This window comes from Vibrio renipiscarius (assembly GCF_000827885.1).
GTDB classification, from domain to species: domain Bacteria; phylum Pseudomonadota; class Gammaproteobacteria; order Enterobacterales; family Vibrionaceae; genus Vibrio; species Vibrio renipiscarius.
In genome coordinates this window covers 1,005,918-1,018,387 of the sequence record NZ_JTKH01000024.1, presented here as the reverse complement: position 1 = coordinate 1,018,387, position 12,470 = coordinate 1,005,918, and the positions used below count along the sequence as shown (strand labels likewise).

8 protein-coding genes are annotated in these 12,470 nt (G+C 46.4%); 4 read left to right on the top strand and 4 right to left on the bottom strand.

Going from position 1 to position 12,470, the window contains the following annotated elements; translation table 11 throughout:
- Positions 1 to 198 precede the first annotated feature (198 nt).
- On the top strand, positions 199 to 1,587 hold the full coding sequence (gene clcA / locus OJ16_RS18205) for a H(+)/Cl(-) exchange transporter ClcA (protein WP_040992666.1): 1,389 nt from the start codon (positions 199 to 201) through the stop codon (positions 1,585 to 1,587).
- A 124-nt stretch (positions 1,588 to 1,711) separates the two neighbouring features.
- Positions 1,712 to 2,677: a TDT family transporter gene (locus tag OJ16_RS18200; RefSeq protein WP_040992665.1), complete on the top strand. Its 966-nt coding sequence runs from the start codon at positions 1,712 to 1,714 to the stop codon at positions 2,675 to 2,677.
- A gap of 49 nt (positions 2,678 to 2,726) precedes the next feature.
- Here OJ16_RS18200 and OJ16_RS18195 read toward each other — a convergent pair whose 3' ends face one another.
- The 4 genes from OJ16_RS18195 to OJ16_RS18180 all read right to left on the bottom strand — a co-directional run bounded on the left by OJ16_RS18195 (position 2,727) and on the right by OJ16_RS18180 (position 10,475).
- Positions 2,727 to 4,772 carry an ATP-binding response regulator gene (locus tag OJ16_RS18195; RefSeq protein ID WP_040992664.1) on the bottom strand — a complete coding sequence of 682 codons (2,046 nt, stop codon included), beginning with the start codon at positions 4,770 to 4,772 and terminating at the stop codon, positions 2,727 to 2,729.
- Positions 4,773 to 4,964: 192 nt separating this feature from the next.
- Positions 4,965 to 8,012 (bottom strand): AAA family ATPase, encoded by a 3,048-nt coding sequence (locus OJ16_RS18190; RefSeq protein ID WP_040992663.1) that lies wholly within the window; start codon positions 8,010 to 8,012, stop codon positions 4,965 to 4,967.
- Between the two features lie 3 nt (positions 8,013 to 8,015).
- Entirely contained in the window at positions 8,016 to 9,161 is a 1,146-nt protein-coding gene (locus OJ16_RS18185; RefSeq protein ID WP_040992662.1) for an exonuclease SbcCD subunit D, read from the bottom strand.
- A 213-nt stretch (positions 9,162 to 9,374) separates the two neighbouring features.
- Complete coding sequence (locus tag OJ16_RS18180; protein WP_040992661.1) at positions 9,375 to 10,475, bottom strand: ketoacyl-ACP synthase III; 1,101 nt, start codon at positions 10,473 to 10,475, stop codon at positions 9,375 to 9,377.
- A 155-nt stretch (positions 10,476 to 10,630) separates the two neighbouring features.
- Between OJ16_RS18180 and trxC the strand changes: the two genes are divergently transcribed.
- The gene (gene trxC / locus OJ16_RS18175) at positions 10,631 to 11,065 is read left to right on the top strand and encodes a thioredoxin TrxC (RefSeq protein ID WP_040992660.1); all 435 of its coding nucleotides are present in this window, start codon (positions 10,631 to 10,633) and stop codon (positions 11,063 to 11,065) included.
- Positions 11,066 to 11,288: 223 nt separating this feature from the next.
- Positions 11,289 to 12,449, top strand: coding sequence for an MFS transporter (locus OJ16_RS18170; RefSeq protein WP_040992659.1), 1,161 nt, complete (start codon positions 11,289 to 11,291; stop codon positions 12,447 to 12,449).
- Positions 12,450 to 12,470: the final 21 nt, after the last annotated feature.

Genomic DNA, 12,470 nt, shown 5'->3' with positions numbered 1-12,470 from the left:
GTTAAAAAGTGTGATTAATAGCAAAAAAGACCATCAAATACGCAACTGGGCACATTAATACCTATTGCTCACAAATTACCAAATTTGAAACTCAACATTGCATTCTTATCGCTATAGTTAGAGGAGCAAGAGCGTATAATTTTACTATCCTTTTCAAGGCTATCGCGCGTTTTACTCGAACAAGAGGTACATAAACCCATGACAAAAAGAGAGAAAATTAAGCAATCATTCTTAGCAAAAATGCCTAAAGATGCGATTAATCAATTTCTCTCAAAAGACACGACCCCGATCCCAGTGCTATTGATGTCGTTGATCGTAGGGGTTTTAGCGGGCTTAGTCGGTACTTACTTTGAACACGCGGTGCAATTTGTCTCTGAAACTCGAACGGAGTGGCTAAAGAGCGAAATTGGCAGCGTCATTCCGTTATGGTTAGCGGCCTTCGTCATCAGTGCCGGATTAGCGTTTATCGGTTATTACCTCGTACACCGCTTTGCACCGGAAGCGGCTGGTTCAGGAATTCCCGAGATCGAGGGCGCAATGGATGGCATTCGTCCAGTTCGCTGGTGGCGCGTACTCCCGGTGAAATTTTTTGGCGGTATGGGCGCTCTCGGATCAGGCATGGTTCTGGGACGCGAAGGACCGACAGTTCAAATGGGCGGTGCAATCGGTCGAATGGTGACGGATATTTTCCGCGTTAAGAACGATGACACCCGTCATTCATTGCTCGCATCAGGAGCCGCCGCCGGACTCGCCGCCGCGTTTAACGCCCCACTGGCCGGTATCATGTTTGTCGTTGAAGAAATGCGCCCTCAGTTTCGCTATTCATTAATCTCGATTCGCGCCGTGATCATTTCTGCCGTGTCGGCCAATATTGTGTTTCGCTATATCAATGGCCAAGATGCCGTGATCACAATGCCACAATATCAATCGCCAGAGTTAAGTACTCTGTGGCTATTTTTGGTGCTGGGGGCTTTATTTGGAATATTTGGCGTGGTGTTTAATCGCCTCGTCACCTTTTCACAAGACATGTTTGTTCGCTTACATAACAATGATCGAAAACGCTATCTTCTGACTGGTTCACTTATTGGCGGTTGTTTTGGGATCATGCTGCTGTATATACCAGAACTCACTGGCGGTGGCATCGCGCTTATCCCAAGCATCACGAATGGTGACTACGCCGCAGGGTTCCTATTGCTGTTGTTTGCTGGTCGTATAATTACAACAATGTTGTGTTTTGGCTCTGGAGCGCCTGGTGGCATTTTTGCTCCCATGCTGGCACTAGGTACGCTATTTGGTTACGCTTTTGGCCTGATTGCCCAACAACTCTTTCCGGACTTACCCATTACACCAGGCATGTTTGCCATCGCGGGGATGGGCGCGTTGTTTGCGGGTACTGTGCGTGCACCCATTACCGGCATTTTATTGGTGATTGAAATGACCAATAATTATTACTTGATTCTTCCTCTTATTATAACCAGCTTAGGGGCGGTTATTTTCGCTCAGATGTTAGGCGGACAACCCATTTATAGCCAGTTACTTCATCGCACAATTAAAAATGAGAAATTACGACAAGAAGACCTGCCTTAATATTGAAATTGAATTGCAGGAAGACCATTGAGCTTGATATTATCGCCGCCTCTCAATTAGACTTAATGAAAAAGTTTGTATTATCAATGGCGTATTTTGCTATCACGGTAGTTAGGAGCTCAGCTTGAACTGGAGAAGGCTGACACAATTTCAAAATGTTCCCCCCTCTCAAGCCGCTCTCGCGCTGGGAATGATCGGGCTAGGTCACGCTTGGGCTCTCTATGTCCCTGAAATTGGCGAAGCGATCCGTCCTTATCTTGCCGGATTAGGCGCGCTAATGCTGACCCCTGTGCTCATTAAATATTTCTCTAACCCGAAAATATTTATCGCCGATTTACGTCACCCACTCAGTGGCAGCCTAATGGCACCAATGAGCATGGCACTACTGATCTTATGTGATTATTTGGCCGTTATTTCACCGATTATCGCCTACCCAATTTGGTTTGTCGCCTTGCTGCTCCATGTGTCGATGATGGTGATTTTTTTCAGCTTTCAATTGACCAATTTCAAGATGTCAAACGTAGTACCGAGTTGGTTCTTATACCCTGTAGGACTCATTAGTAGTTCGCTTGCAGGTACACAATTCGGCCATACTTTGTTTTCAGAAACCTTGGTGAATATCTGCATCACAATTTACTTTTTTATGTTGCCGCTGGTTTTATATCGCCTTGTTTTTGAGGGGATGCTGCCTCGACGTGCTCGTCCAACTTTAGCGATCATGGCCGCGCCCATTAACCTCACTCTAGCCACTTATTTGGTGAACTTTAAACAGCCCGATCCGATCCTGACTGGCGCATTGGCCGGCATTGCGATTACGATGACGTTGATGATTTACCTGTGTTACTTCCGTTTAATGCGTCTTAAATTTCAGCCATCCATTGCCGCCGTCACCTTCCCTTCCGTGATCAGCGCCGTTGCCATGCACCGATTGACCAGCTTTTTTGAACAATATCATCCACGTTGGCATTGGCTACACGATTTCGGACTATTTGAGCTTTCCATCGCGACCATATTAGTCATTTGGGTGACGTTTGGTTATGTGCGTATGTATTTTCCTGAGCTTTTCACTCGTACGTCTCATTCACATTAAGTCAGACATACAATATAGCTTGAGCGCCCCAGCCCTTAAGAAAAAAGAGCTATAACCATTTAGCGACTTTTTTCAATAAACTGTCACTGTTCGCCGGTTTAACCAAAAAGTCGTTAATACCGGCGGCTTTGATCCGCTCCGCCATGCTGTGTGACGAATCACCCGAGTACGCGATAATCGGCGTTTGTGAAAATGGATGTGGCGCAGCGCGAATCGCTCTTGCTGCGACAATTCCGTCCATCGTGGGCATTTCAATATCCATCACAATAAGATTCACCGGCACTTGCGTCAGTAAACTCAACACCTCTTGCCCGTCTTGGGCTTGTAAAACATTAAAGCCGTATTGCTGCATTAAGATCGCGGTATACGCACGGAATGACTGATTGTCATCGGCGATCAACAAGGTTTTACCTTGAAAGCTGGTTTCGTGATTGTCGAGTTTGCGACTCGCTTTGGGTGATTCAAAACACAACTCATCCAGTGTTTTGCCGCACTGGCTGAGTAATTGTCGCTTCTCTACTGGGTAAAACTCGACACTGCGCTCACGTTCATAGAAAGGCACGGCACTCTTATTGTACAGGTATACAATTCGACCTTCGGTAAAGCTTAATTTCTTTTCAAGCGCTTCTAATACCGATTGCGCTAACATCTGCTCATCAATATCCACCAGCAATACTTCAAATTCAAATTCAAATTCTTCGCGGGCCAATGCTTTTTGTATGCTCAACTGTGTAAACTTAAAGCCCTGATAAAAAGAACAGTCTTCAATGGTACGCATCATAATATTGGATGAGCCAATATAGAGAATGGATTTAGACTTCATCATATCAAGTTTGATTTGTGATACCCCACCCGAGCAATAAGGAGGGAATGACAACGTAAACTCTGCAAATTGATTTAGCTCAGAGCGGCAGCGAATGCTTCCTCCCATCGCCTGCATCACTTTATAACAAAATGGTAAGCCGAGTCCGTAGCCTCCTGCTTTGCCGTGGGTGTAAAAGTCTTCAAAAATCAATTTGCGGACGTCTGGGCTCATGCCTACGCCATTATCTCGGACGATAAGTTGGTTATGGCCTTGCAAGCGCTTCAGCTCAATCGAGACCACAAAATTATCGCGTAAACCATAATAGAACGCGTTTTTAAGCAAATTATAGAGCGTGTATTTCAGCAATGTATCACTACCAAAAAAGAAAAAATCCTGCTCTAAATTGATGCGCATGGACTCTTTAGTTACTTTGGATGGATAAGAAAAACTCGCTAATGTTTGCTCCACCACTTCCCGCATTGAATGTTTACGATAAGTCGCATTCGTAATCCGATTTTGATCAATCGATGTCAGCAATAGATCGATCGTTTCCGTTCCACTGCGTATCGCTTCATTTGCATCTTGAAGCACTTCATGAGCGAGCGATAACGCCTGCGGATCAAACACCAACGGCTCGTCACCTTGACCTTTCGATTTCGGCAACAACGACTCTAGAACATCTAATGTGGCTTTTACCGCACTCAATGGATTACGCATTTCATGGGCAATACCAGCCCCAAATGACTTCGCTAAAGACACTCGACTTTCATATTCCGTTTGGTTACGCAGATAAAATAGATTACCGAACACATAGGTGAAGAGAAAAATCGGCACATAAGCCCACACCACACTACCGAGTATTAGTGATAAATTCGCGCCATAGACAACCAATAGAGAGCATGTCACCGCAATGATGGTTTGCAGCATCACCAAAAATGTCCGATAGACAATCAAAATATGAATGAGGATCGCGGCCATGAATGACATCACCCATACCGTAGACCAGTCATTTTTAAACATCATATATGAGAAAAAAAACGGCAAGCAGATCGGGACACAAATCGCGAAATACGCGGGTAAATAGCGCTGCAAATAAACAGGCACATAATGACGTAACGCAATCACCAAAAACAACAATGAGCAGAACAAACGCAAAGGAAGCGATTCATAGTTTTGCGGAAAAAGCTGTGCCCAAACATAGTAATACATTGGAAAGCCTAAAAAGCCCATCCAGCCCATTACCGTTAAGTTGGGTTCCGCATATTGATACACTTTACGAACCGAATCCATTACACCTCTCTCATCACTCACCGACTAAAAAGCAAACGCTATTGGGGGGATTGTTTTTGATTAGTTACCATTGAACCGCATCGACGTCAGTGGTCTTCTTAACGTTGGCAAAAAACCAACATTAAGAAAACCATAATGATGAACAGCAAGCTGCCATTGATGCGGAATCGTAGACCTAGATAAATAAGAAAATTAAGCCGACACACCCTGTAAGCGAATGTGGCTACTATTGCGCTGAGCGATGACATCCACACGTAGCGACATTTGTTCTTTGAGTTCGCTAACGTGTGAGATCAAACCAATTGTGCGACCGCCCTGTTGGAGGTCGATCAGCGTTTGAATGGCTAAATCCAACGATTCAGGATCAAGACTGCCAAAACCTTCATCGATAAACAGGGTATCCAATCGAATACCACCGCTGTAGGATTGAACCACGTCCGAAACCCCTAGCGCCAGCGCAAGGGCCGCCATAAACGATTCACCGCCCGATAATGTGGTCACATCACGCAGCTTACCTGAATAACCATCTTCAACCATTAAATCGAGCCCAGAGCCCGCATTGCCCTTCGCACGGTCTTCACGGCGACGAAGCTCATAACGCCCCTTACTCATCACTCTTAATCGTTGTGACGCTTGAATAAGCACATCATCTAAAAGCACTCCAAGTACAAAGCGATGCAAACTGACTTTCGCACCAGTCCGCCCATTGGCAATATCGCTCAACGTGCCAATAACCTGGTACTCTTTCTCTAACGCACTATTTTGTTGATACAAATCGCTTAAACGTGCCGCGACTTTATTGAAATTGTCCAATACCGATTGCAACTGGCCTTTGGCGTCCAGATCCTTTTGATAAGCTGCCGCGGCCAATTCGCTGCGCTGCGCTAACTCATCGATGTTCGGCAATGACAGTCCATCAAGATCTTGCTCAAGCGTACTTAAAGCCCCATTGAGGCTTGAGGTGCGTTCGCTGTGCTGATTGATACTATGTTCAATGGCCTCAATATCATTCGGCGACAATTTGGCTTGCAGATAGCTTTCTTCATCAACAAACGGACTTGAGGTCAGCGCCCGTGTCCACTCATTTTGAGCGTTACTTTCATCAGTTAACGCCTGGCTAAGCTGTTGATCTAGTGATTGCCATTGTGCCTGTAAGGTCACGTGCTGTGTACTCGCCAACTCTCGTTGTTGTTTGGCCAACTGATCATCATTTTGAATCTGAATACGTTGCTGTTCAATCCGCTGCGTTTCCGCTACAACGCTGTCTCTGTTCTGCTCGTCAGGCGCAATATCTTGGAGCAATGAGTTCAGCGTTCCTCGAATCGTCGCGCTTTGCTGCTTCGCCTCATCGAGTTGTTTTTCCAGCAAACGCTGCGTACCTTGAAGCTGCTCGCTTTGCTGCTCTGTTTGTTGTAACACATGGGCTAACTGCTCTAAATTAATCGCTCTCAGCGCATGAATCTGCTGGGTGAGCTCAGAAGCGCTCAGTTGAAGTTGGTCAACCGTTAACGGCGCTGCTGGAAGTTGTGCCTGCCAGCCAGAGACCGCCTGCTCTACCTTGGCGACATCCAACTGAGCATGTTGCACCGTCGCGCTGGCTTGCTCTTGTTGTGACGAGCATTGCTGTTGAACACGACGCGCATCATCAACCTGATCTTTCGTCACTTCCTGTTCTGTAAACGTGGCCAACTGTGGGTGATCTAGGCTACCGCAAACCGGACAATGTTCACCTTGTCGCAAGGTTTTTGCCAATTGAGCCGCTTGGGAACTATGCCAATAATATTCCAATGTATCCGCTTGCGTTTTCGCTTGCTCGGTGCGTTGTTTTGCACTATCCAACTCAGCTTGCTTCGTTGTGAGAATCGAACGGAATTGAATCGCCGCTTGTTGCGTTTTAATCAGCTCTTGATGCGTATGAAGTTGTTTACTGACTTGATCTAACTCAGCTTCTTTAAGCCCAAGCATCGCCGACTGTTCTTTCGCTTGCTGAAAGGCGGTTTGCTGACTTTGAGCTTGCTGCTCTAAACTTTTTGCACGTGCTGCATTGTGTTCAAATTGAGACTGTAGATCAGCGGTAAGCCCCTCAGCACGGTGAAGGTTCGCTTGCTGTTTATCGCGCTCCACTAGCCGTTTCGTGACTTCATTTAGCTTGAAGAGTTTTTCCGTCAACTCAGGCAACACTTGAGCTGACTGACTGGCTTGTTCTGCATTGATTGTCGCTTGAGACAAACGCTGTTGCGCGCCACTGAGTTGCTGCTCAATGTGTTGTGCATCAGCTTGTACCTGTGCCAATTTTAGGGCGGCTTGTGCTTGCTGGGTATAAGGCAACTGCAACGCATCGGCTTGCTGAGCCTGCTTGCGACATAAGACAAGGCGATCGATCTCAGACTGCTTGGCGACATGTTGATGCTTTTCTTGCAACAACGCATCGCGCTTAGCAAAACGATTCACTAATTCTATGGCGGATTTATGTTGAGATTGAGCAGAATCAAATGCCTGCTTCGCTAGGCAAAGTTGTTCATCTGCAAGGGCGATTTGCGGGATCAACGCGTCTCGCTCAGCATTGAGTCGTTCTTCACTCTCAACCGACGCAACATCTAATGCGCCTTTGATTTGGTTGTCAAATTCATCTTTAGCCCGGCGGATATGCGCCGCCTTTTCAAACAGGGCTTTTTCAATCGCGGCATAAATGTGCGTTTGAAATAATTGACCAAAGATCACTTCACGCTCTTTAGAGTTGGCGATCAATAATTCACGAAATTTACCTTGAGGCAGCACCATGACTTGGCGAAATTGCTTCACATCCAAACCGATAATATCCACGACCGCTTTTCCGACGGGCGTTGGTTTGTTCGCGATCAGAATTTCTTGACCAGTATCTAATTGAAATAACGTCGTCGTGTGGCTTTTTTTCGTCAGTCCTTCGCCGCGTTTTTTTGGCATCATTTGATCGGGCGCACGCTCAATGCGGTATTGCTTATTGCCGAGAGAAAATTCAAAGCTGACTTCACTGATCAAATCAGGCGCCGCATGATCGCAACGCATTTGATCGCCGGTTCGCTCACTGCCGGTGGTTTCACCATACAGCGCGAAGCAGATCGCATCTAAAATCGAGCTTTTTCCTGAGCCGGTCGGTCCGTTAATCAGAAACAGCGGCGCATGGCCTAGCTTTGTGAAATCAATTTCTTCTTTGCCTGCAAATGGCCCAAATGCTTGAATGGTTAGTTTTAACGGGGTCATTGCTTAAGCATCCTTTTGGCGTGTTAGCTGTTCGATAATCTGGCTTACCGCCTGTTCTTGCGCTTCACTCAACGCATCATGTTTCGCTTCTAAGAAAAAGTCTTTAAACATGTCTAGCTCGCCTCGCGCTAAGCGCGCTTTGCCTAATTGTTGATCTACACCAATCAACATACCCGGTTTTTCAAGGTGCAAAACGTTAGGGTATACCTTACGCAACTTCTCCATTGGATCGAGGATTGCGTGCTTATCTTGTAGTCGAACGAGAATGTAATCGTGATTGTTTGGATCGGTCTTGCCTTGTTGCAAAATGGCGTCCATTTCACCCTCAATGATACGCATTTGATGCGGCGCCGTCAGCGGGATGTGCGTGGCTGACAGAAAGCCATCTTGGTTAAATTCTACTAAGGTCATCCCTTTGGCTTGATGCTGCTCAGAAAAGCTGTATTTCATTAAAGAACCGCTATAACGAATGTAGTCTTCGCCTTTCTTTTGTGGCTGATGCAGATGGCCAAGGGCAACGTAATCAAACGGCACGAAATGCTGGTGACTGACGCGATCAGACCCGCCAATCGAAAGCGGTCGTTCTGAATCAGATTCCATCGCGCCGTCAACAAAGCAGTGACTCACCAGAACATGCTTTTGATCAGGCTTAAATTGCGCACAGATTTTCTCTGCCAGCAGTTTATGCGCATCGTCGTGATCTTTAATCGGTTGGTCTGATTGAAAAGCGTGACGTACAAGTTCAGGATCATGGTAAGGCATCCCATAGAAGGCCACCTCTCCGATGTCGCTCGAAATGACGACAGGGTCCAGCATATCCTCAAAATTAGCCACAATATGCAGCCCTGAGCCTTTCATTTGACTCGCCGCAAAACCAAGACGCTGGGCACCATCATGGTTACCCGGAATAAGGATTATCGGTAACGCCAGCTCCCCACACACACGCTCAACAAAATCGTTCATCAACTCAATCGCGGCAGTCGGTGGCACACTGCGATCATAAATATCCCCCGCGATCACCAAAGCATCAACGGGATTCTGTTCAATATAAGTAATGATTTGCTTGAGCACGTCTTGCTGATCTTCCAGCAATGACACGTTGTGGAATTGTCGGCCTAAATGCCAATCTGAGGTGTGGAGAAACTTCATGTGCGCCCTAACTTACTCACGATACCCAGACCACTTGAAGAGACAGGTAGGCGACAAGCAAACAAAGCCTCTGGGCATAGATGCACTATGTGATGAGGTTTGAAAGTACCAGTCAACACCGCTGCACTTCAATTAGGACGGGTATATGTCTATTCTGACAACGTTATTGTCGTTTAAGGCGCAATTTTATCACTCTCAAGGCAGAGTAACTATCTATACTGGCTTGTTTTTACAATGAGCAATCGCGCTTTCTAGCAGTTCAAGCGCACTTTGTTCACATGGTGGCAGCTCTGCATTGCTGTGCGCTATTGGGGTCAAACGTTCTCCCCACTTTACATGACCGGCGCCCCACGTTAAACCTGCACCAAATGCGGCAAGTAAAAGGTTGTCACCGGCACTGATTTTTCCTTGCTCAACGGCCTCACATAGCGCGATCGGCACTGTCGCTGCAGAAGTGTTACCGTAATGCTGGATGTTCACAAACGCTTTGTCTTGATCGATACCAGAAATATCACACAGCGTTTGAATAATACGCAGGTTCGCCTGATGCGGGATCACCACATCAATATTGTCTGTTGTCATTTCGCTACGAGTCAAAACGCTTTGTGCCGCAGCGCTCATGCCTTTAACCGCACGCTTGAAAATTTCTTTACCGACAAAATTAAAGCTCCAGTAACCGTTATCATCGGCAAAGCGATCCATCGACGTCCCGAACTTAGGCACAGAAAGTATATCGCGGCCTTGAGAATCACAGCCAAGTTGCGCCTGTTGCAAACCCAATTTTTCCTCGGTTTTACTGAGCACGACAGCCCCTGCTCCGTCACCAAATAACACCGCCGTGTCGCGCTCTGTCCAGTCAATATAGAACGAAAGGCGTTCAGCTCCTACGACAACTGCATGTTGATAATTGCCTGCTTGAATTAAACGCGTGGCGGTTTCTAAACCATATAAAAATCCGGTACAAGCCGCATTCAGATCAAACGCTGTCGCGCCAGAAATGCCTAAATTTTGCGATACCTTTGAAGCGATATTAGGAATAAGTGAGTCAGGCGAGCATGTGGCAATAATGATCAAATCAATGTCTTGCGCTTCCAGCCCTGCACAAGCGATGGCTTGCAAGGCGGCAACGGTCGCCATATCTGATGTTTCAACGTGGCTAATACGGCGCTCTTCGATACCAGTACGAGTGCGAATCCACTCATCAGAGGTATCGATAAAGGTGCTTAAATGTTCATTGGTTAGAACCGCAGGAGGAAGGCACTTCCCCCAACCGGTTATTTCGGCGAAATTGGCTGATGCAGAATATGTGGTCATAGGAAGCCTTTGTATTTTCTTCTGTTCCATCAAATAGTATAACTATAGTCCCACAATCGAAAGTGAGCACCGCAGCACAATCAGAATGCAAACAACCAACTTTGTGTTTAGCCGCGCACGTGAAGTGGTCACTTATAAGAATAAGAGAAATAAATATGTCTACATTTAATACTCGTTGTCCATCTTGCTCAGGTGTCAATCGTGTGCCTGTTGAACGTGTTTCTGAAAGTCCTGTTTGCGGCAAATGTCAGCAAGCATTACTGGATGGAGCGCCTATCGAGGGTACGGAGCTCAACTTGTCGGCCTTGCTCAATAGCAGTCAACCGGTTGTCATCGATTTTTGGGCCCCTTGGTGCAATCCTTGCGTTGGCTTCGCGCCCGTATTTCAGTCCGTCGCTAAAGCGCAATCTGGTCAAATTCGTTTTGTAAAAATTGACACCGAAGCACAGCAAAATTTAGCGGCACAATATCAGATAAGAAGCATCCCAACCGTAATGGTATTCAAAAACGGACAAAGAGTTGACTTCATCAACGGCGCTCTACCAGAAAGCCAATTTAAACAATGGCTTGAACAAGCTGTCACAAAATAACTTATTCCTATTTAACTCCCGTCAAAACCTGTGTTTTGGCGGTTTTTTTGTATGTTTTTTTGCATAACTATACGCCGCGAATATCGATAACGTTTTTTTATCGACATCGATAAAAAATTTCATTTTACCGCTGTACAAAAAATCCCCATAGTCCGCCCATCAACTCCCCCTTTTTTGTTTCTTATCCCTCCATGATAAGAACTATTTACATGAGGCTACGACATTGGAAAATACACTTGCTCCTGCATCCCCAGCTCGCATTTCAGTACCTGTAATTGCGCTTGCTTTATATGCGGTGGCGTCTGGCTATTTAATGAGTATCATCCCGCTAATGCTTCCACACTATGGTTTGGATATTTCGCTTGCGAGTTGGTTAGCCAGTGTGTTTTATGCCGGTCTGTTAGTCGGTGCGATGGTGTTTGAGCCTATCGTGAACAAAATTGGTCACCGCAAAGCCTTTATCGGCTGCTTGTTGGCGTTCATTGCCACCATCGTCGTACTGCCTGTATTTGCCAATACACCAGCTTGGCTATCTGCGCGCTTTATCGCGGGTATCGCGGTGGCAGGTGTGTTTGTCATCGTGGAATCATGGTTGCTACATGGCGATGAAAGCGCACGTGCAAAACGTCTTGGCTTGTACATGGGTTCACTGTACGGTGGTAGCTCACTTGGCCAACTTGGTATTGGTGCATTAGGCGTAACCGGTAGCATTCCATTTATTGCGATCATCGCACTATTGGTGCTAGCGATCATCGTTTTGGCGTTTGGCCGTACTGATCAACCAGAAGAAGGCCAAAGCCACGCGCTGTCGCTAAAACAAATCAGCAAGTTAAACCATGCGGCAATCATTGGTTGTATCGTATCGGGTATGACTTTGGGTGCGATTTACGGCCTAATGCCTGTTGAACTGCGTAATCGTGGCATCGATAACAGCGATCTTGGCAGCCTGATGGCATTGGTTATTTTGGGTGGCATGGCCGTTCAACCTATCGTGCCTTGGCTTTCTAAGTATCTTGGTCGCACACTGCTTATGGCGCTTTTCTGCTTGCTTGGCGTTGCAGCAATTGGCTTTACGGCCATTGGTGATGGTATTTATGTATTGGGTGTTAGCCTGTTTGTATTGGGGATGGCAATTTTTGCACTGTACCCAGTTGCGATTAACCTTGGCTGCGACAAACTGGATCCAGCATACATTGTGTCAGTCACGCAAGTGATGCTGTTTAGCTACAGTGTGGGTTCCGTTGCTGGCCCTGTACTGGCTGACCACTTTATGTTGGGTGAGCAAGGTCTGTTGGGTTACTTATTCGCAACACTGATGGCAACGTGCATCTACATGCTATTTGCAAGTATCAAAACAAAACGCCAAGCGATGGCTGGCGAATAAACTCTGGCGATTGCTTTCAGC